Origin of the sequence: Salmonella sp. 741265073_HBA (assembly GCF_046569105.1) — a bacterium.
Classification (GTDB): domain Bacteria; phylum Pseudomonadota; class Gammaproteobacteria; order Enterobacterales; family Enterobacteriaceae; genus Salmonella; species Salmonella enterica.
Genome location: NZ_JBKFRY010000005.1, coordinates 181,619 through 201,506 on the forward strand (window position 1 = coordinate 181,619; position 19,888 = coordinate 201,506).

The window sequence follows — 19,888 nt, forward strand, 5'->3', positions numbered from 1 at the left end:
CTTCTCGGTCTTTTTCACTAAAAAAACGGAGAGTCTGCATGTCTTATGATAAATCAAAAAAGAAGATAGTTTTTTCAGGTAACGATATTCATTATCCCGGACAGACCAACCATGATGCCTGTTTTATTCCGGTAAGTGTCCGCCAGTATGCCGGCGAGCCCCTGTATATCATCGTGGCACACTGGTGCCTGTTGCAGCAGAACTGGGTTCAGCGTAACCAGATAGCAGAGGCGTTTCACATCACGGCCAGACGGGCCAGCTACCTGATTGCCTATCTGCGAAGCAAAACATCGCTGGTGGTCAGCATCTGCCGTCACCAGACCCTGCCCAATAAAGCACGACGCTATGAGATTTATGTTATCCGGGTTCTTGACAGTCCCACCCCGTCCACGCGCCGTGAAAAAGCCGGACCGCCGCCGGTATCAAAACGCCGGGTCGGTAATGGTGACAGGTCGATGGCAAATGAACTGTGGAACCGGCTGTGCAGTAACAGAAATGCGGGGAAGATCCTGAAAAAGAAGGAGGATGAGGATGACGGAACATAACCGGATGCCGGCCCGGCAGATTATCGTTTACGGTGACTGCTGGCCGGTGACGATCGCCGTGGCACACCTGGTCCGAAGATTTCTGCCGGGCTGCAACTGTGAAACCGCATACAGGCTGCCTGTTCTGTTGCAGCAATTACGTCGGAAACCGGAGGCCATACTGATACTGTGTCTGCGTCCCCGTGAACATCTCTTTTTGTTCTATTCCCTGAGACAGATACTGCCGGACTACCCGGTTATGATTATCAGCGATGAGCTGTTTTTCAGCGACCGGGTGGTACTGAAGGTATACGGCGGCATCCCGGCGCTGCTGGAGCAGGAATTGGCGGAGATACTTATTCGGTGGCGGCGGGATGAACAGTGGGCCGGGGGCGCACGCCTGCGCAGGACAGGAGGGCTGGACGCCTTTTTGTTATCTCCGGCTCCGGTGACGGGCTTTCTGGAAGTGCCACCGATATTTAACAATCCGAAGCGGTTGATGAACTATATGGACCAGTTGATGCACCGGGAGATACTGGCATGCGGAGTGAGCCTGGCCCAGTTACGCTTGCTTCAGGAAGTTTACCGTGGACGGGGAAGGTTGTCAGCGTTGTGTGGAAGGCTGAATACGCAGGAGAAGCAAATCTGGCAGGACAAATACCGGTTACTGGTGAAGCTGGGAATGCGGAACCGATTACGGGAACTGCTGTTTGGTACCCGGTTTTGTAAATCATTGCAGCGAACTCCGTTTATCGCTCCGTAGTAACCCGCCTCCGGCGATCCTATCCAGAAACACTGACACTCCGGCTAAACCCGGTGGCGGTGGGGTATGTTTTGCCTGTGGTGTAGTGGAGTAAAATACAGAATTCAGGCGGGACGCTGAATGTATGGCCTTTCATACCGTTTGATAAGTAAAAACGCTTCTGGAATGAAACCCGAAGTGAATGATACGGCCTGAGCAGAAGCGTTACATATTTACTGCATGATCCCGGTATAGCCATGAATTCCCATATACACGCCGACCAGACCAATCAGAATGCTCGAAAAATAGGGCGCCCGCCGGGCAAGCGTCGAAAAACCACTCCAGCGCTTTGCTGCCTGTTGAACGCTTATCGCCGCGCCAACGCCTACCGTCACCAGCGTTAATGCCAGGCCAAGACTAAAGCTCAGCACCATCGTGGCGCCCAGCGTAAACGCTTTAAGCTGGATACAAATCAGTAAAACGGTGATCGCAGCCGGACAGGGGATAAGCCCTCCGGTCAGTCCGAACAGCAGGATCTGTCCATTAGTCACTGTTTGACCATCAAAACGGCGTTGGATATCGGCAGCATGGGCGCGTTCATGGGCATCCTGATACGCTTTTGACGTTGCGCCTTCCGGATGTATGTGACCATGATGGTCGTGGTCGTGGTCGTGGTCGTGGTCGTGGTCGTGATGGTGGTTTCCCGCCAGCCACTGCTGCTCGCCTCGCCATGTCCGCCAGAACATCCAGCACGCGGTGCTCAGAATAATAATCGCAGAAATTAACTGCAGCCATGGCTCCACTGATTGTGCGGTGAATGCCCGGCTAAGATACATCCCACCCAGCGCGATTAACCAGACGATCGCGGTATGAGAAAGCGTTGCTGCCAGACCGAGCATGACGGCCTGTTTAACCGTACCTTTAATGGCAATAATAAAAGCCGCCATCATGGTTTTGGAGTGCCCTGGTTCAAGCCCGTGCAAAATACCTAATAAAATGGCGCTGGGAATGAAGAACCAGCCGTTTCCTTGCTGAAGAAGTGTCGAAAATTCACCCATGAGAATAATTCTTAGTTGTTTTATGTGGGGCGTCATTCTACTCCCCCCCAGTATGTAATACTACCCCCCAGTAGCATCGTAATGCTATAATTTGTATTCGTTAATGTTAGTGAGGTGTTGCAATGTCACATACCATCCGGGACAAACAAAAGCTTAAAGCCAGAACCAGCAAGATTCAGGGACAGGTGATAGCGCTAAAAAAAATGCTGGATGAACCGCATGAATGCGCGGCCGTGTTACAACAGATCGCGGCGATTCGCGGCGCGGTAAATGGCTTAATGCGTGAGGTGATTAAAGGGCATCTGACCGAGCATATCGTTCATCAGAGTGATGAAGCCAGACGTGAAGAAGATCTGGACGTAATATTAAAGGTGCTGGATTCTTATATTAAATAGCCGGGAGCTATATCCCGGCTATCTTTTACTTTAGCCGAAAAACATCACCGATACGCAAAGTAAACCGACGACCAACGTAATGAAATTGCCTACTGAACGGTAGGGTTTCAATGCCGGTATCAGGTACGTTGACAACGTGGGCATAATAAACAGAATCATCGCAATGAGCGGGCCGCTAATGGCATAAATCATAGAGATGGCATTCGGGTTAATACAGCAAATAATAAACGTAATCCCGGAAACCAGCATGATAGACAGCGCGCGATTGAACGCCCGGCTTTTTTTCACGCCAACCTGCTGTAGGGTGGTTCTTACCATTTCGGTTGCGCCCTCGATGACGCCGAAATAGGTGCCGAGGAAAGATTTCGACATGGCCACGACGGCAACGATAATACCGGAAATAGAGAGCCAGGCCGGCGCATTGGGCATCATCGAGAGCGCGGAAAGGATGGTAACGCCTTCGTTGCGCGCGTCTTCAATGTATGACGGCGGAATGGAGAGCAGGCAGCTAAAGACAAAGAACAGCACGCTCAGGCAGATAATCAGATAGGCGACCTTCATGATCTTTTTGCATTTATCCATGGCCTGATCGCCAAAATTTTCCCGTCTGTCGATGGCAAACGTCGAAATAATGGGCGTATGGCTAAAAGCAAAAACCATCACCGGAATAGAAATCCATACCTGGTGCAACGTGTGACTATCCAAAGACATCTGCCCGGTCAGTAACGAAGGTTGCCAGCTTCCGGTTAAGTAGAGCGAAAGGAACAAGAAGTAAGCGATAAGTGGAAAGACTAAAAAGCCCATTACGCGAAGAGTGGCATGTCTTCCCATTAAGAAAATCATATTCAGGATAAGTACTACGCCGAAGCTAACTGCCATCCGGATGCGAATATCTATCTGAATATGCTTCGCTAATTGCTCTGTCAGGGAATTGGTAATCGCCACAGCATAAATTAATACCACGACAAAAAACGCAATGAAATAAAGCGTGGTAATAATACTGCCGATTTTCTTGCCGTAATAATGAGTAACGGCGCCAGTAATTCCCTCACCGGCAGAAGTCTTTGAGGAAAGAATAAACTGACACAGCGCCTTATGCGGCCAGTATGTTAGAGGCCAGGCGACCAGCGCGGTAATAAATAGCACGATTGCGCCTGCCGATCCCAACTGGATGGGAAGGAAAAGAGTGCCTGCGCCTACAGCCGTTCCGTATAATGCAAAACTCCAGAGAGTCTCATCTTTTGACCAAATTTTAGACATTATTTGAATTTATCAACTATAAAACACACAAAAAGAAGCGCAATTTACCATAAATAGCGTCAGTTGGGGGCGTTTTAAGCAGATGGATGTCGTGGAGGCGGAGGGCCGGGAGCGTTGCGATCCCGGCAAAAAAGAGCAATATCATGCACTAACGCGCTGTTGGCGGCGGGTCACTATTCGCTGGCGTAAAACATCGTATGCCCAGTTGTACAGCATCGTGTACGGCAAAAAGAACAGGAAGAAACCAATTTCCAGGGTGAATGCTTGTAGCAGGCTGACATTCAGTACCCAGGCGACAATACTCACGCCAATGACAATAAACCCACTTTCAAATCCTAACGCATGGAGTGCGCGCACTTTGGCGGTTCGTCTCACCTGATGCGCAGGCCACAGTCGATCAAACAGAGCGTTATAAATGATATTCCAGATCATGGCCGTCGTTGCCAGCAATATCGTCAGGCCGCCCATCTCCAGCACCGAGCGCTGCATTAGCCAGGCGGTCGTTGGCGCCAGTATCGCAGTCGCAATACCTTCAAAACAGACAGCATGGAAAATACGCTCCGGCAGCGAGCGACGTTGTATGGCGTCATGTTGCATAAACGAAAAAACCTTACTCTTAATCAAACTAAAGAAATTTCCGCTATTTTATCGTTTAATGTGATACCTAAAAGATAATATCCATCGATAAAGTAGATAGGTTATGCGTTACTCACCTGAAGCGTTAATGGCATTTGTTGAGACCGTCTCTTGCGGTTCGTTTTCTGCGGCGGCGCGCCGCCTGCGTAAAAGCCAGTCCACCATTAGTACCGCCATTGCGCATCTGGAGGCGGATCTGGGATTTTCATTATTTGATCGATCATCGCGCCAGCCCGTTCTGACCGAAGAAGGAAAACGGGTGCTTAGCTATGTTCAGGCTATTTTATCGGCGAGCGATCGTCTGGATGAGGTGGCGCTGACGTTATCCGGCGAGACGGAGGCAAGACTCACGTTCGTCCTCTCTGATACCCTGCACCCTGACAGTCTGGAAGAGTTAATGGCGCAGTTTGATCGTCAATTTCCGCATACCGAGTTTGAATGCTTGATCGGAGAAAATGATGATGTCATCGACCTGCTGCAAAAAGGGCGCGCCCAGATAGGCCTGATTGAAGCGCGTGATGACTATCCCACAGACATTGGCGCGACGCGTCTGCCTGTTCAAAGCTGGATGGGGGTTTATGTGGCGACCACGCATCCGTTGGCGTCGCAGACGAACCTGCAATGGGAGCAACTGCATACCTGGCGCGAGCTGCGTCTGAATACCTACCTTGACTCTAACGCCAACATTACGCGCGGCCCGGCTTGGTCAGCGCCAAACTATTTATTGCTGTTGAGCATGGCGGTTCAGGGATTTGGCTGGTGCGTATTGCCCTGCGCGCTGGTGGAAGAGTTTGCGGCGGAAAAACCGCTGGCGCAGCTGGATGTTCCTGGCTGGCCGAGGGCGATTGCTATTGATTTGCTGTGGAACAAGAAAACGCCGCCCGGAACGGCGGGGAACTGGCTTCGCTACCATTTGCAGCAGAAATAAGCTGCGTCACCGTCAAATCAGCGTCATTTCCTTTGTGATAAAACTCACTTTTTTTAAACAATCAAGATAACTAATTTTAACAATGCTCTACTATGGCGGTGTCATTTTGCGCTGAGGTGGTAATGAAAGAGGTTGTGATAGTGGGGGCTTTACGGACACCCATCGGCTGTTTTCAGGGAACGCTGGCCCGTCATTCCGCCGTCGAGCTGGGGAGCATGGTCGTAAAAGCGTTAATTGAGCGCACCGGCGTGGACGCTAACGCTATCGATGAGGTCATCCTCGGTCAGGTGCTGACGGCTGGCGCCGGGCAGAATCCGGCGCGCCAGTCAGCCATCAAAGGAGGGCTGCCGACTACCGTTTCCGCTATTACCATTAATGACGTTTGTGGTTCCGGTTTAAAAGCGTTGCACCTGGCGACGCAGGCTATTCAGTGCGGCGAAGCGGACATTGTTATTGCGGGCGGGCAGGAGAATATGAGCCGTGCGCCGCATGTCCTCAATGACAGCCGTACCGGCGCGTTGCCTGATGCCGACAATCTGGTGGATAGTCTGGTACATGATGGCTTATGGGATGCCTTCAACGATTATCACATTGGCGTGACGGCAGAAAACCTGGCGCGGGAATATGGCATCAGCCGCGAGTTACAGGATGCTTATGCGCTCAGTTCGCAGCAAAAAGCCAGGGCCGCGATTGATACCGGACGTTTTAAAGATGAGATTGTCCCCATCGTCACGCAACGTAATGGGCAGACCGCAATTGTCGATACGGATGAACAACCGCGGGCCGACACCAGTGCGGAGGGGTTAGCCCTGCTGCATCCGGCGTTTGATAGTTTAGGTTCGGTGACGGCGGGTAATGCCTCCTCAATCAACGATGGCGCCGCCGCGGTGATGATGATGAGCGAGACGAAAGCCCAGGCGCTGGGGCTGCCGGTGCTGGCGCGCATCCGCGCGTTTGCCAGCGTCGGCGTCGATCCTGCGCTAATGGGGATTGCGCCGGTATATGCTACCCGGCGCTGTCTGGAGCGTGCCGGTTGGCAACTGGCGGAGGTCGACCTTATCGAAGCCAACGAAGCGTTTGCCGCCCAGGCGTTGTCGGTAGGAAAAATGCTGGAATGGGATGAGCGACGGGTAAACGTTAATGGCGGCGCGATTGCGCTGGGGCATCCTATTGGCGCTTCCGGCTGTCGAATTCTGGTTTCACTGGTGCACGAAATGGTTAAACGCGACGCGCGTAAAGGCCTGGCGACGCTGTGTATCGGTGGCGGCCAGGGTGTTGCTTTAACCATTGAACGCGATTGATCCTACGCCAGCCACCCTTTTCCTGCTTCAGTATTCCGTCATAAAAAGCCCTCTATCACGAGGGCAAAGCCAGTGACAGAAACCCCTTTTCGTTATAGCGCAGAATGTCTTGCCGCGTCGGGCATTGCAGACGCATACCGCTTTTAATTCAATTCGCACAGCAGACCCCGTTCCAAAACAAGCTTCAATTTTTATCTGAATAACCGCATACAGCATCTGGCGCACATTTCTGAAAATCAGACATGTGCGTAAGTTTTAGCGCCGATCGTGATCGCTACAGCAGTTTTAAAAATAACCAACCATATAAATGAAACGTTGTTTTATTTATTGTTGAAAACCTTCATCCAGGTGACTATGATGCCGTTAAATAAATCAAAACAGTGTTTTGATTTTATGCCATTGCGAGGGATTTATCATTGGAGGGAAAAGTGGACGTAAGGCAAAGCATCCATAGCGAGCACGCTAAAACGCTGGACACCCAGGCGCTGCGACGCGAGTTTTTAATAGAAAATATTTTTGTCGCTGATGAATATACGATGGTCTACAGCCATATCGACCGTATTATTGTCGGCGGCATTATGCCCGTCAGCCATCCCGTTGAAATCGGCGGAGAGGTGGGTAAACAGCTTGGCGTTTCCCGGTTACTGGACCGCCGCGAGCTGGGCGTCATTAATATTGGCGGCGCGGGCGCCATTATCGTTGACGGGCAGCGCCATGACATTGGTCATCGTGATGCTCTGTATATTGGTAAAGGGGCGAAAGAGCTGGTCTTCGTCAGCAATGAGGCGAGCAGACCGGCGAAGTTTTATTACAACTGCGCGCCAGCGCATACCGCTTATCCGACGAAAAAAGTGTCGCCTGCCGACGTTGCGCCCGTCACCTTAGGCGATAACCTCACCAGTAACCGTCGCACCATCAATAAATACTTCGTACCGGATGTACTGGAAACCTGTCAGCTCAGTATGGGACTCACCGAACTGGCGCCCGGCAATCTATGGAACACCATGCCATGCCATACCCATGAGCGCCGTATGGAAGTGTACCTCTATTTCAATATGGAAGAGGACAGTTGCGTTTTCCATATGATGGGGCAGCCTCAGGAAACCCGTCATATTGTGATGCGTAATGAACAGGCGGTTATTTCCCCAAGCTGGTCAATACATTCCGGCGTTGGCACCAAAGCCTATACGTTTATTTGGGGCATGGTGGGAGAAAATCAGGTCTTCGATGACATGGATCACGTTGCGGTACAAGATCTGCGCTAGTCGCGACCGGTGATAACGCCTGTGCGTGACAGGCATGACAAAAATAAGGATTAACAATGATTTTGAATGCATTTTCTCTTGAAGGTAAAGTCGCGGTTGTGACGGGGTGCGATACCGGATTGGGGCAGGGGATGGCGTTAGGGCTGGCGGAAGCGGGCTGTGACATTGTCGGTATTAACATTGTTGAACCGACGGACACTATTGCGCGCGTCACCGCTCTGGGACGTCGTTTTTTAAGCCTGACAGCCGATCTGCGTCAAATCGATGGTATTCCGGCATTACTGGAACGGGCGGTGGCGGAATACGGTCATATTGATATTCTGGTGAATAACGCGGGTTTGATCCGTCGTGAAGATGCGATTGATTTCACGGAAAAAGACTGGGATGACGTCATGAACCTGAACATCAAGAGCGTGTTCTTTATGTCTCAGGCGGCGGCAAAATATTTTATTGCCCAGGGCAACGGCGGCAAAATTATTAATATCGCGTCTATGCTCTCCTTCCAGGGCGGCATTCGCGTTCCGTCTTATACCGCGTCGAAAAGCGGCGTAATGGGAATAACGCGTCTGATGGCGAACGAGTGGGCGAAACACAATATCAATGTGAACGCCATCGCACCGGGCTATATGTCCACGAATAATACCCAGCAATTGCGCGCTGATGCACAACGTAGCGCCGAAATTCTCGACCGTATTCCGGCTGGACGTTGGGGGCTACCGGGCGATTTAATGGGGCCGGTAGTCTTCCTGGCATCCAGCGCCGCTGATTATATTAACGGCTATACCATAGCGGTAGATGGCGGTTGGCTGGCGCGTTAATCCGCTACTGACAAATGCGTTTCTGGGAAAGTCGACTCTTTGGCCGAAAAAACTGATAAAGCCCTGTCCTCGTACAGGGTTTTTTTATGATCTCATTAGCATAGTCCATATTGTGGGTTTAACTTAATCCATATATTGTTAAATAATAGCTATGATCAATGCTTTAATTCATTGAAATATTGGTGGTTTAAAAAAATACCCGGCAACGGCGTTAAATTTAAAAAGTGTAATATCCATCACATATCGCTATAGCGTAGCCATTTAATCCATATTTATGCCGTTTCCAGCCTGACACTTGAGGAAGAGTATCCCGTACTTTCAGGCTATGTCTTACTCTGTTGTGGCAGGAAAATATGGTCTCTATTAATCATGACTCTGCTTTAACGCCGCGTTCGCTTCGCGACACACGACGTATGAATATGTTTGTTTCGGTTTCTGCAGCGGTAGCGGGACTGTTATTTGGTCTGGATATCGGCGTTATCGCCGGGGCGCTGCCTTTTATTACCGACCATTTCGTACTGACCAGCCGGCTGCAGGAATGGGTCGTCAGCAGTATGATGCTTGGCGCGGCAATTGGCGCATTATTTAACGGCTGGCTTTCATTCCGGCTGGGGCGTAAGTATAGCCTGATGGCTGGCGCGATTTTGTTTGTACTCGGCTCGCTGGGGTCGGCGTTTGCTTCCAGCGTGGAGGTATTGATTGGCGCCCGCGTGATACTGGGCGTAGCAGTAGGGATTGCGTCCTATACCGCGCCGCTTTATCTCTCTGAAATGGCAAGTGAAAATGTTCGCGGCAAAATGATCAGTATGTATCAACTGATGGTGACGTTAGGCATTGTGCTGGCTTTTTTATCCGATACGGCATTCAGCTACAGCGGCAACTGGCGCGCGATGTTGGGCGTGCTGGCGCTGCCTGCGGTGTTGCTCATTATTCTGGTGGTATTCCTGCCGAATAGTCCGCGCTGGCTGGCGCAAAAAGGTCGCCATATTGAAGCGGAAGAGGTGCTGCGTATGCTGCGCGATACCTCGGAAAAAGCCCGTGATGAACTGAATGAGATTCGGGAAAGCCTCAAACTCAAGCAGGGCGGGTGGGCATTATTTAAAGCTAACCGCAATGTTCGCCGCGCCGTGTTCCTCGGTATGCTGCTACAGGCAATGCAGCAGTTCACCGGCATGAACATCATTATGTACTATGCGCCGCGCATTTTTAAAATGGCCGGCTTTACCACCACGGAACAGCAAATGATCGCCACGCTGGTGGTCGGGCTGACCTTTATGTTCGCGACGTTTATCGCCGTCTTTACGGTCGATAAGGCCGGGCGTAAACCGGCGTTAAAAATCGGTTTCAGCGTAATGGCGTTAGGGACATTGGTGTTGGGCTACTGCCTGATGCAGTTTGATAACGGTACGGCATCAAGCGGCCTCTCCTGGCTTTCCGTTGGGATGACGATGATGTGTATCGCCGGTTACGCGATGAGCGCCGCTCCGGTGGTGTGGATACTGTGTTCGGAAATCCAGCCGCTGAAATGCCGTGATTTTGGCATTACCTGTTCAACCACGACAAACTGGGTATCGAACATGATCATCGGCGCGACATTCCTGACACTGTTGGACAGCATTGGCGCGGCAGGTACATTCTGGCTTTACACCGCGCTGAATATCGCTTTTATCGGCATCACTTTCTGGCTGATTCCGGAAACCAAAAATGTCACCCTGGAGCACATCGAACGCAAGCTGATGGCGGGCGAGAAGCTAAGAAATATTGGCGTGTAATCACCCCTCCCATGCCGGATGACGCCTGTTATCCGGCATGATGAAAAATAGACTGGAAACGGATGTGTAAGTTTGCTTCACTGCCATAATGCTTTAAAAAAAGGAGAGCGCAGTGAAAACGATCGGGCTGTTGGGGGGGATGAGCTGGGAATCGACTATCCCTTATTACCGTTTAATCAATGAAGGCATTAAACAGCAGTTGGGAGGCCTGCACTCGGCGAGCTTACTGCTGCATAGCGTAGATTTCCACGATATTGAAGTATGTCAACGCCGCGGCGAGTGGGATAAAGCGGGCGATATCCTGGCGCAGGCCGCCCAGGGGTTACAGCAGGCGGGCGCAGAAGGCATTGTGCTGTGTACCAACACCATGCATAAAATCGCGCACGTTATTGAATCTCGTTGTTCTCTGCCTTTCCTACACATTGCGGATGCTACCGGGCGAGCCATCGCCCGTCAGGGGTTGCATCGCGTGGCGCTATTAGGGACCCGCTATACGATGGAGCAGGATTTTTATCGCGGGCGGCTGGAACAGCAATTTGCGATTGAGACCATCGTGCCGGAGGCGGACGATCGGGCGCGTATCAATCAGGTCATTTTTGACGAGCTCTGTCAGGGGACATTCACTGACGCGTCGCGCCACTATTATTTACAGGTTATCGAACAACTGGCTGCGCAAGGCGCGCAGGGCGTTATTTTTGGCTGCACTGAAATAGGTTTGCTTGTTCCCCAGACGCAAAGCGCGCTACCGGTTTTCGATACCACGGCAATTCATGCCGCAGATGCCGTGAGCTTTATGCTTTCGTCATCGGCCCCAGAATAACCTCCAGCGGTTCGACCAGGCGCGAAAGATGCGTTTGTAAATGCTGACTGAAGGCGTCAACCAGCGCGGAGGCGGGGCGGTGTAGCGGGCGAATCAGGCTGACGGTAAAGGGCACGTCAATGCTGAAGCGGCGAACGGTGACGCCGCTGGCGGCATAGTCCAGCGCGGTCAGCGGGTTAACGATCGAAACGCCCGCCCCGGCGCGCACCATCGCGCAGACGGAGGCCGCGCTATGCGTTTCCACCACCATTCTGCGCTTCACCTGATGTTCGGCAAATAACGTATCCAACAACTGTCGATAGCTGTCCAGGCGGGAGAGGCTGATAAAGTTTTCCCCCTGAAAATCGTCTGGCGTCAGTACCGTTTTGGCGGCAAGCGGATGGTCGCAGGGCAGTACGCACACTTCATTTAGCGTTAGTAACTCGGTACGGGTTGTTCCTGCCGGGGCATGAAGCGTCTCCGTCAGCCCTAAGTCGTGGCGCTGGGCGGAGAGCCACTCTTCCAGTAACGGCGACTCCTGCGGCACAATATTCAGGCTGACATCCGGATAACGCGCCAGAAAAGGCGGTAGTAGCGGCGGCAAAAAGGATTGTGAAAAGACCGGCAGGCAGGCGATAGAGAGTTCGCCCTGACGGAACTCGCGCAGACTTTCCGCCGCGCTGACGATGCGATCCAACCCATACCAGGAGCGTTGTACCTCTTCGAACAGGCGTAGCCCTTGCACCGTCGGATGTAAGCGCCCGCGTGTGCGCTCAAACAGCGTTAATCCCAGCACTTTCTCAAAACGCGCCAGCTCGCGACTGACGGTAGGCTGCGAGGTATGCAGCAGCCGCGCCGCTTCGGTGAGATTTCCGGCGGTCATTACGGCGTGAAAAATTTCAATGTGACGTAAATTTACGGCAGCCATACGTTTCCCTGAATCATTTATCCCATATCATTTTTGCATAGACTGACAATAAAACGATATTTTTTATTCTTTCTAAGGTATGGCGTAATCGTTAAAAAGCCTGTTCCGGAGTTTGTTATGTCATTGCCGCATTATCACGCTGAAACTGACCTTAACGCTGAAAATTTGCTCAGATTGCCTGCTGAATTCGGCTGTCCGGTCTGGGTCTATGACGCGCACATTATTCGCCGTCAGATAGCCGCCCTGCAGCAGTTTGACGTCGTGCGTTTTGCGCAAAAAGCCTGTTCGAACATTCATATCCTGCGCTTAATGCGCGCGCAGGGCGTAAAGGTGGATTCTGTTTCATTGGGGGAGATCGAACGTGCGCTGGCGGCGGGCTACGATCCGCAAACGTGCCCTGATGATATCGTTTTTACCGCCGATGTGATTGACGCCGCCACGCTGGCGCGCGTCAGCGAACTGCATATTCCGGTCAATGCCGGCTCGGTAGATATGCTGACGCAGCTTGGTCAGGTTTCGCCTGGGCATCGCGTCTGGTTGCGCGTGAATCCTGGCTTTGGTCACGGCCACAGCCAGAAAACCAACACCGGGGGCGAAAACAGCAAACACGGCATCTGGCATAGCGATCTTCCGGCGGCGCTGGCGGTAATGCAGAAATACCGACTGAAACTTGTCGGTATCCATATGCACATTGGTTCCGGCGTCGATTATGGCCATCTGGAGCAGGTTTGCGGCGCGATGGTACGCCAGGTGCTGGAATGTGGTCAGGATGTGGAGGCGATTTCGGCAGGCGGCGGACTCTCGATACCTTATCGTGAGGGAGAAGAGCCCGTTGATACGCGCCATTACTATGGTCTGTGGAACGCGGCGCGCGAGCAAATCGCCCGCCATCTGGGACATGCGGTCAAACTTGAGATCGAACCCGGACGTTTTCTGGTGGCGCAATCGGGCGTGCTGGTAACGCAGGTACGTAGCGTAAAACAGATGGGAAGCCGCCATTTCGTGCTGGTAGATGCGGGTTTTAACGATCTGATGCGCCCGGCGATGTACGGTAGCTATCACCGTATTTCGGCGCTGGCGGCGGATGGTCGCGCGCTTGAAAATGGCCCGTGGGTCGAGACGGTGGTCGCCGGGCCGCTATGCGAATCAGGCGATGTTTTTACGCAGCAGGAAGGGGGAATGGTTGAAACACGCGCCTTACCTGCGGTCATCCCCGGCGATTACCTCGTATTGCACGATACCGGCGCGTACGGCGCGTCTATGTCATCGAATTACAACAGCCGCCCGCTCCTGCCGGAAGTACTGTTTGACAATGGACAGGCGTGGCTGATCCGCCGTCGTCAGACCATTGAGGAGCTGTTAGCGCTGGAGATGCTCTGAAGCGCATCATTAGGCCGGACGTTGAAAAAACGGGCCCGCGGCGACGGACTCGCGCAGAATCAGCGTGCCGATAAAGGGCGGGATCGGGGCGACCGGCTCGCTGTTCGCCAGACGAACGGCCTGATCGATTGCGGTGGCTATCATATCCTCGATGGGTAAATAGACTGTTGAAAGCCCCGGTTCAAGCCAGGTTGCGCCCGGCGCATCGTCAAAACCAAACAGCGACACATCCTGCGGGATGCGTAATCCGGCCTGGCGCATCGCTTTTGCCGCGCCCAGCGCCGTGTCATCATTACAGGCGAATAGCGCGCTAAACGTGACGCCTTCCTCCAGTAATTCCCGGCAGGCGTCATAGCCGCGCGTCAGCGTGTAATCGCCGTATTTCACTTTTGCCGGTTGCCAGGGAATACCATACTTTTCCAGCGCCTTGCGATAACCCGCTACGCGTGATGTGCCGGTGGGAGTATGAACAGGCAGCGTAATACAGGCGATATCGCGATGGCCCTGCGTAATCAGGTATTCCACCGCCTGGAATGCCGCCGTCTCCTGCTCGAAGAAAATAGCGCGATCGCGGGCCTGAGTGACGTTGCGATTAATAATCACCAGCGGCATTTCCGTGGCGTCAATCAACGACAAAATCGCCGGCTCATCCATATAGCGAGTGTAAAGAATAATAGCGTCGCACTGTCTGTCGGCCAACATTTGTACGGCTTTCTGCTCTCGTTCCGGCGTATCGTGACCATCGGTGACGATCAACTGCTTGTTATGCAACTCCGCCTGGCGCGACGCCCGGCGCAACAAACTGCCGAAATAGAAGCCGTCAAACGTAGAGACGACCAGACCGATGCTGTTGCTGGTGCGATTCGCCAGCGAGCGTGCCAGCAGGTTGGGGCGATAGTCCAGAACCTGCATCGCCGTAAACACTTTCTGGCGCGTACTTTCTTTTACCTGCCCCGTCCCATTCAGCACCCGTGAGACGGTGGCCTTTGATACGCCCGCATGGCGGGAAACATCCAGCATTGTCGCCATCATGCTACCCTGATTAATCGGTTGTCGACAGGTGTCCGGTATCCGTCGGCGTGGACACCGAATGTCGGCGTACCAGTGTCGGACTAAATACATGAGTTACTTCTGGCGTAGGGCATTTCCCTGCCAGCGCTAACGCCAGCTCCGCCGCCTGTGTCGCCATGGTGACGATCGGATACCGAATGGTGGTCAGTCGGGGACGCACATAGCGTGAGACCAGTACATCATCAAAACCGATGAGCGATACTTCGCCCGGCACCCCCACGCCATTATCATTTAATACTCCCATCGCGCCGGCCGCCATCGAGTCGTTATAGCAGGCCACTGCGGTAAAATTTCTGCCGCGACCTAATAACTCAGTCATCGCCTGCTCGCCGCCGCTTTCATCCGGTTCGCCGAACGTCACCAGCCGATCGTTAGCCGGGATATGGCTTTCCGCCAGCGCATCGTAATAGCCCCTCAGGCGATCTTCGGCATCAGATATAGTGTGATTGGAACAGATATACCCAATACGCGTATGACCTTGCTGGATCAGATGCCGGGTCGCCAGCCATGCCCCGTAACGGTCATCCAGCGCGACACAGCGGTGTTCTAACCCCGGTAAAATGCGGTTAATCAGCACCATGCCGGGGATTTGCTTCATTAATGAGGCCAGGTCCGCATCCGGAATCATTTTGGCGTGTACCACTAACGCTGCGCAACGATGACGAATCAACTGTTCAATAGCCTGACGCTCTTTTTGTTCGTTATGATACCCGTTGCCAATCAGTAAAAAATTTCCGGTGTGATACGCCACCTGTTCAACGGCTTTCACCATCGCGCCGAAAAAAGGATCGGAAACGTCGCCGACCACCAGACCGAGGGTTTCCGTTGCCTGCTGTGCCAGCGCGCGCGCGTTGGCGTTAGGGTGATAGCTCAGGGACTCCATTGCGCTGGTCACCGCCAGCCGGGACGCTTCGCTGGCTTTTGGCGAATCGTTAATAACGCGAGAAACGGTGGCGACTGAAACACCGGCCAGTCGGGCTACATCTTTTATGGTCGCCATGATAATACCTATAGTGGGTAAACGCTTACATTACGCCAGTTTTACGGAAAATGAACGTCTGTTCAAGCCTCTTGCCCCGCCGTGTCGGGCAAATGTGACCTGCACGGGAGAAATGCGTCTGTAAAGTGACAATACAAATCTTTCGTTACAGTTTGCGAAGCGCTGTTGCGATTGTCTGCTGGCAGGCCAGCGAGTCAGGTTGATAGAGTGGTGATCCCAGAGGTATTGATAGGTGGAATCAACGTCATTGTTGATCACACGAATTACACCAACCTGCGTAGAGATGCGCAGGTTTTTTTTTGTTTCGCCTGAACCTGTAACAGTAACGGATAATTTACACAACTCGTTGCATTTCCGTTTATTCCTTTGCGTTTTCGGACTGGCGATGCAGACGCGCGAAGCCCACAATCAAGATCCCAGAGGTATTGATTGGTGAGATTATTCGGTACGCTCTTCGTACCTGTCTCTTGCACCAACCTGCGCGGATGCGCAGGTTTTTTTTCGAACCTATTTTGCTATCGCTCCTGTTACGCAACTCGTGTAATCTGCCACAATTCATGTTTTAGCGAATTGTCGGCCAAAGGGAGTTGAAATGCTGTTTGGATTTTTCCGTAACCTGTTTCGCGTGCTTTATCGTGTGCGCGTCACTGGCGATGTCCGGGCGCTACAGGGGAACCGGGTCTTAATTACCCCCAATCACGTTTCATTTATCGATGGTATGCTACTGGCGCTGTTTTTGCCGGTACGGCCTGTCTTTGCGGTATATACCTCCATCAGCCAGCAATGGTATATGCGCTGGTTAACGCCGCTGATCGATTTTGTGCCGCTCGATCCCACTAAACCCATGTCCATTAAACACCTGGTGCGCCTGGTGGAGCAGGGGCGTCCAGTGGTGATTTTCCCGGAAGGGCGGATTTCCGTGACCGGCTCGCTGATGAAAATTTATGACGGCGCAGGCTTTGTGGCGGCAAAATCGGGCGCAACCGTCATTCCGCTCCGTATTGACGGCGCGGAGCTTACGCCTTTCAGTCGCCTTAAAGGTCTGGTTAAACGGCGCTTATTCCCCCGCATTCAGCTTCATATTTTACCGCCGACGCAAATACCGATGCCGGAAGCGCCGCGCGCGCGCGACAGGCGTAAGATAGCGGGTGAGATGCTGCATCAGATCATGATGGAAGCGCGTATGGCGGTGCGCCCGCGCGAGACGTTATACGAATCGTTGCTGGCGGCGCAATATCGTTACGGCGCAGGTAAAAACTGTATTGAGGACATTAACTTTACGCCGGATACGTATCGTAAGTTACTGACCAAGACGCTTTTTGTTGGCCGGATTCTGGAAAAGTACAGCGTTGAGGGCGAGAAAATCGGTTTAATGCTGCCGAATGCCGCCATCAGCGCGGCGGTGATTTTCGGCGCGGTTTCTCGTCGCCGCATTCCGGCCATGATGAACTACACGGCGGGGGTAAAAGGGCTGACCAGCGCGATTACCGCGGCGGAAATTAAAACGATTTTTACCTCCCGCCAGTTCCTCGATAAAGGTAAATTATGGCACCTGCCGGAACAGCTAACGCAGGTTCGCTGGGTTTACCTGGAAGATTTAAAAGCGGACGTCACGCCCTCCGACAAGCTGTGGATTTTTGCCCACCTCCTGGCGCCGCGACTGGCGCAGGTAAAACAGCAGCCGGAAGACGCGGCGATTATTCTTTTTACCTCTGGCTCGGAAGGGCACCCGAAAGGGGTGGTGCACAGCCATAAAAGCATTCTGGCGAACGTCGAGCAGATAAAAACGATTGCGGATTTCACCGCCAATGACCGTTTTATGTCGGCGCTGCCGCTCTTTCACTCGTTCGGTTTGACGGTGGGCCTGTTTACGCCGTTGTTGACCGGCGCGGAAGTGTTTCTTTATCCAAGTCCGCTGCACTATCGCATTGTGCCGGAACTGGTCTATGACCGTAACTGTACCGTGCTGTTTGGTACGTCAACCTTCCTCGGCAACTATGCGCGCTTTGCCAATCCGTATGATTTTTATCGCCTGCGCTATGTGGTGGCCGGTGCGGAAAAACTTCAGGAGAGCACCAAACAACTGTGGCAGGATAAATTCGGTCTGCGCATTCTTGAGGGCTACGGGGTAACGGAATGCGCGCCAGTAGTCTCGATTAACGTGCCGATGGCGGCTAAGCCTGGCACTGTTGGCCGCATTCTGCCTGGCATGGACGCGCGTCTGCTGGCGGTACCCGGTATTGAAAACGGCGGTCGGCTACAGCTGAAAGGGCCGAATATCATGAATGGCTATCTGCGCGTGGAAAAACCGGGCGTGCTGGAGGTGCCGTCGGCGGAAAACGCCAGAGGCGAAACCGAGCGCGGCTGGTACGACACGGGCGATATTGTACGCTTCGATGAAAATGGTTTTGTGCAGATTCAGGGGCGCGCGAAACGCTTTGCGAAAATTGCTGGCGAAATGGTCTCGCTGGAGATGGTCGAGCAACTGGCGCTTGGCGTTTCGGCGGACAAAATGCACGCTACCGCCATTAAAAGCGATGCCAGCAAAGGTGAAGCGCTGGTACTGTTTACGACTGACAGCGAACTCACCCGAGAAAAGTTACAGCACTATGCCCGTGAACACGGTATTCCGGAACTTGCCGTCCCGCGTGATATCCGTTATCTGAAACAGCTTCCCTTGCTTGGCAGCGGGAAACCCGATTTTGTGACGCTGAAAAGTTGGGTGGATGCGCCGGAACAACATCATGAGTGAGTCAGTACGTACTAACACCTCCATCTGGTCGAAAGGGATGCTGTCGGTTATTGTCGCGCAGTTTCTCTCGGCTTTTGGCGATAATGCGCTGCTGTTTGCGACGCTGGCGCTGCTGAAAGCCCAGTTTTATCCGGACTGGAGCCAGCCTGTTCTGCAAATGGTGTTTGTGGGCGCTTACATTCTTTTTGCGCCGTTTGTCGGCCAGATAGCGGACAGCTTTGCCAAAGGCCGGGTGATGATGGTCGCCAATGGTCTTAAACTGGCGGGAGCGGCAGGTATCTGCCTCGGCATAAATCCTTTTGTCGGTTATACGTTGGTCGGGATTGGCGCGGCGGCTTATTCTCCGGCGAAATACGGTATTCTGGGCGAACTGACGACGGGCGATAAGCTGGTGAAAGCCAATGGCCTGATGGAAGCCTCTACGATTGCGGCGATTTTGCTCGGTTCCGTCGCGGGCGGCGTATTGGCCGACTGGCATGTCATCGCCGCGCTGGTTGCCTGCGCGTTGGCCTACGCTGGCGCAGTGGCGGCGAACCTGTTTATCCCGAAGCTTGTGGCGGCGCGTCCAGGACAATCCTGGCGGTTGTCGGCGATGACGCGTAGCTTCTTCTGCGCTTGCGTTGTCCTTTGGCGTAACGGTGAAACGCGTTTTTCGCTGGTGGGGACCGGGCTATTCTGGGGCGCAGGCGTGACGCTGCGTTTTCTGCTGGTGCTGTGGGTGCCGGTGGCGCTGGGGATTACGGATAACGCCACGCCGACTTACCTGAACGCCATGGTGGCGGTAGGCATTGTGGTCGGCGCGGGCGCGGCGGCAAAACTGGTGACGCTGGAGACCGTATCGCGCTGTATGCCCGCCGGGATTTTGATTGGCGTTGTGGTTGCGATCTTCTCATTACAGCACGCATTGCTGCCTGCTTATGCCTTGTTGCTGTTGATAGGTATGCTGGGCGGCTTTTTTGTGGTGCCGCTCAACGCCTTGCTCCAGGAGCGCGGTAAGAAGAGCGTTGGCGCCGGGAATGCCATTGCCGTACAAAATCTGGGCGAGAATAGCGCCATGCTATTAATGCTGGGACTGTACTCGCTGGCGGTGCTGGTTGGCGTTCCGGCAGTGGCGATAGGTATCGGCTTTGGCGTGCTGTTCGCGCTGGCGATCGCGGCGCTGTGGATCTGGCAGCGCCGGCAGGCATCATACTGAGTGAATATGCCGGGCGGCGAGTGCGCGTTACCCGGCTTACATTGTCTCTGTAAGCCCGGAAGCG

At 53.2% G+C, this 19,888-nt stretch carries 18 protein-coding genes; 12 read left to right on the plus strand and 6 right to left on the minus strand.

The features are described from left to right. The first annotated feature begins 38 nt into the window (after nt 1–38). Both ACLD3P_RS09800 and ACLD3P_RS09805 read left to right on the plus strand, forming a co-directional pair. On the plus strand, nt 39–545 hold the full coding sequence (locus ACLD3P_RS09800; protein WP_131046522.1) for a CaiF/GrlA family transcriptional regulator: 507 nt from the start codon (nt 39–41) through the stop codon (nt 543–545). Then, the gene (locus ACLD3P_RS09805) at nt 532–1,287 is read left to right on the plus strand and encodes a transcriptional regulator (protein ID WP_080095305.1); all 756 of its coding nucleotides are present in this window, start codon (nt 532–534) and stop codon (nt 1,285–1,287) included. Before ACLD3P_RS09800 ends, ACLD3P_RS09805 begins: the two co-directional genes overlap by 14 nt. Before the next feature lie 212 nt (nt 1,288–1,499). Here ACLD3P_RS09805 and ACLD3P_RS09810 read toward each other — a convergent pair whose 3' ends face one another. After that, the gene (locus ACLD3P_RS09810; protein ID WP_000503695.1) at nt 1,500–2,324 is read right to left on the minus strand and encodes a nickel/cobalt efflux protein RcnA; all 825 of its coding nucleotides are present in this window, start codon (nt 2,322–2,324) and stop codon (nt 1,500–1,502) included. A 122-nt stretch (nt 2,325–2,446) separates the two neighbouring features. Here ACLD3P_RS09810 and rcnR point away from each other — a divergent pair, with 122 nt between their 5' ends. Continuing rightward, on the plus strand, nt 2,447–2,719 hold the full coding sequence (rcnR, locus tag ACLD3P_RS09815) for a Ni(II)/Co(II)-binding transcriptional repressor RcnR (RefSeq protein WP_000019953.1): 273 nt from the start codon (nt 2,447–2,449) through the stop codon (nt 2,717–2,719). Between the two features lie 30 nt (nt 2,720–2,749). Here the strand turns inward: rcnR and ACLD3P_RS09820 are convergent, their stop codons facing one another. Together ACLD3P_RS09820 and ACLD3P_RS09825 are read right to left on the minus strand one after the other, a co-directional pair. After that, nucleotides 2,750–3,979 carry an amino acid permease gene (locus tag ACLD3P_RS09820; protein ID WP_000036837.1) on the minus strand — a complete coding sequence of 410 codons (1,230 nt, stop codon included), beginning with the start codon at nt 3,977–3,979 and terminating at the stop codon, nt 2,750–2,752. A gap of 141 nt (nt 3,980–4,120) precedes the next feature. After that, nucleotides 4,121–4,576, minus strand: coding sequence for a multidrug/biocide efflux PACE transporter (locus ACLD3P_RS09825; protein WP_001519547.1), 456 nt, complete (start codon nt 4,574–4,576; stop codon nt 4,121–4,123). Between the two features lie 103 nt (nt 4,577–4,679). Here ACLD3P_RS09825 and ACLD3P_RS09830 point away from each other — a divergent pair, with 103 nt between their 5' ends. The 6 genes from ACLD3P_RS09830 to ACLD3P_RS09855 all read left to right on the plus strand — a co-directional run bounded on the left by ACLD3P_RS09830 (nt 4,680) and on the right by ACLD3P_RS09855 (nt 11,519). After that, complete coding sequence (locus ACLD3P_RS09830; RefSeq protein ID WP_001270769.1) at nt 4,680–5,543, plus strand: LysR family transcriptional regulator; 864 nt, start codon at nt 4,680–4,682, stop codon at nt 5,541–5,543. Between the two features lie 122 nt (nt 5,544–5,665). Further along, complete coding sequence (locus tag ACLD3P_RS09835; protein WP_131046521.1) at nt 5,666–6,844, plus strand: acetyl-CoA C-acetyltransferase; 1,179 nt, start codon at nt 5,666–5,668, stop codon at nt 6,842–6,844. A 428-nt stretch (nt 6,845–7,272) separates the two neighbouring features. Further along, on the plus strand, nt 7,273–8,109 hold the full coding sequence (gene kduI, locus ACLD3P_RS09840) for a 5-dehydro-4-deoxy-D-glucuronate isomerase (protein ID WP_000383270.1): 837 nt from the start codon (nt 7,273–7,275) through the stop codon (nt 8,107–8,109). Nucleotides 8,110–8,165: 56 nt separating this feature from the next. Continuing rightward, nucleotides 8,166–8,927, plus strand: coding sequence for a 2-dehydro-3-deoxy-D-gluconate 5-dehydrogenase KduD (gene kduD / locus ACLD3P_RS09845; protein ID WP_000602478.1), 762 nt, complete (start codon nt 8,166–8,168; stop codon nt 8,925–8,927). A 353-nt stretch (nt 8,928–9,280) separates the two neighbouring features. Next, entirely contained in the window at nt 9,281–10,699 is a 1,419-nt protein-coding gene (gene araE / locus ACLD3P_RS09850; protein ID WP_000253650.1) for an arabinose-proton symporter AraE, read from the plus strand. 112 nt (nt 10,700–10,811) lie between these two features. Then, nucleotides 10,812–11,519: an aspartate/glutamate racemase gene (locus ACLD3P_RS09855; RefSeq protein WP_000848633.1), complete on the plus strand. Its 708-nt coding sequence runs from the start codon at nt 10,812–10,814 to the stop codon at nt 11,517–11,519. On the opposite strand, the gene ACLD3P_RS09860 is transcribed toward ACLD3P_RS09855, so the two are convergent. Continuing rightward, nucleotides 11,491–12,426: a LysR family transcriptional regulator gene (locus ACLD3P_RS09860; RefSeq protein ID WP_094888439.1), complete on the minus strand. Its 936-nt coding sequence runs from the start codon at nt 12,424–12,426 to the stop codon at nt 11,491–11,493. The genes ACLD3P_RS09855 and ACLD3P_RS09860 overlap by 29 nt on opposite strands. Before the next feature lie 117 nt (nt 12,427–12,543). On the opposite strand from ACLD3P_RS09860, the gene lysA reads away from it, so the two are divergent. After that, complete coding sequence (gene lysA, locus ACLD3P_RS09865; RefSeq protein ID WP_131046520.1) at nt 12,544–13,806, plus strand: diaminopimelate decarboxylase; 1,263 nt, start codon at nt 12,544–12,546, stop codon at nt 13,804–13,806. Nucleotides 13,807–13,815: 9 nt separating this feature from the next. Here the strand turns inward: lysA and ACLD3P_RS09870 are convergent, their stop codons facing one another. Both ACLD3P_RS09870 and galR read right to left on the minus strand, forming a co-directional pair. Further along, entirely contained in the window at nt 13,816–14,838 is a 1,023-nt protein-coding gene (locus tag ACLD3P_RS09870) for a LacI family DNA-binding transcriptional regulator (protein ID WP_131046583.1), read from the minus strand. 10 nt (nt 14,839–14,848) lie between these two features. Next, a complete protein-coding gene (gene galR, locus ACLD3P_RS09875; RefSeq protein WP_000201030.1) occupies nt 14,849–15,877 on the minus strand; it encodes an HTH-type transcriptional regulator GalR in 1,029 nt (342 codons plus the stop codon). 592 nt (nt 15,878–16,469) lie between these two features. Here galR and aas point away from each other — a divergent pair. Together aas and lplT are read left to right on the plus strand one after the other, a co-directional pair. Continuing rightward, nucleotides 16,470–18,629 (plus strand): bifunctional acyl-ACP--phospholipid O-acyltransferase/long-chain-fatty-acid--ACP ligase, encoded by a 2,160-nt coding sequence (aas, locus tag ACLD3P_RS09880; RefSeq protein WP_079821874.1) that lies wholly within the window; start codon nt 16,470–16,472, stop codon nt 18,627–18,629. Continuing rightward, complete coding sequence (gene lplT / locus ACLD3P_RS09885; RefSeq protein ID WP_001635461.1) at nt 18,622–19,824, plus strand: lysophospholipid transporter LplT; 1,203 nt, start codon at nt 18,622–18,624, stop codon at nt 19,822–19,824. The genes aas and lplT overlap by 8 nt, the downstream gene beginning before the upstream one ends. Nucleotides 19,825–19,888 lie beyond the last annotated feature (64 nt).

Coding starts and splice junctions, on each gene's coding strand:
- lysA (WP_131046520.1), top strand. CDS start 12,544: ATGTCATTGCCGCATTATCACGCTGAAACTGACCTTAACGCTGAAAAT.
- rcnR (WP_000019953.1), top strand. CDS start 2,447: ATGTCACATACCATCCGGGACAAACAAAAGCTTAAAGCCAGAACCAGC.
- ACLD3P_RS09810 (WP_000503695.1), bottom strand. CDS start 2,324: ATGGGTGAATTTTCGACACTTCTTCAGCAAGGAAACGGCTGGTTCTTC.
- galR (WP_000201030.1), bottom strand. CDS start 15,877: ATGGCGACCATAAAAGATGTAGCCCGACTGGCCGGTGTTTCAGTCGCC.
- ACLD3P_RS09860 (WP_094888439.1), bottom strand. CDS start 12,426: ATGGCTGCCGTAAATTTACGTCACATTGAAATTTTTCACGCCGTAATG.
- aas (WP_079821874.1), top strand. CDS start 16,470: ATGCTGTTTGGATTTTTCCGTAACCTGTTTCGCGTGCTTTATCGTGTG.
- ACLD3P_RS09820 (WP_000036837.1), bottom strand. CDS start 3,979: ATGTCTAAAATTTGGTCAAAAGATGAGACTCTCTGGAGTTTTGCATTA.
- ACLD3P_RS09835 (WP_131046521.1), top strand. CDS start 5,666: ATGAAAGAGGTTGTGATAGTGGGGGCTTTACGGACACCCATCGGCTGT.
- araE (WP_000253650.1), top strand. CDS start 9,281: ATGGTCTCTATTAATCATGACTCTGCTTTAACGCCGCGTTCGCTTCGC.
- ACLD3P_RS09870 (WP_131046583.1), bottom strand. CDS start 14,838: ATGATGGCGACAATGCTGGATGTTTCCCGCCATGCGGGCGTATCAAAG.
- ACLD3P_RS09800 (WP_131046522.1), top strand. CDS start 39: ATGTCTTATGATAAATCAAAAAAGAAGATAGTTTTTTCAGGTAACGAT.
- lplT (WP_001635461.1), top strand. CDS start 18,622: ATGAGTGAGTCAGTACGTACTAACACCTCCATCTGGTCGAAAGGGATG.
- kduD (WP_000602478.1), top strand. CDS start 8,166: ATGATTTTGAATGCATTTTCTCTTGAAGGTAAAGTCGCGGTTGTGACG.
- ACLD3P_RS09830 (WP_001270769.1), top strand. CDS start 4,680: ATGCGTTACTCACCTGAAGCGTTAATGGCATTTGTTGAGACCGTCTCT.
- ACLD3P_RS09825 (WP_001519547.1), bottom strand. CDS start 4,576: ATGCAACATGACGCCATACAACGTCGCTCGCTGCCGGAGCGTATTTTC.
- ACLD3P_RS09805 (WP_080095305.1), top strand. CDS start 532: ATGACGGAACATAACCGGATGCCGGCCCGGCAGATTATCGTTTACGGT.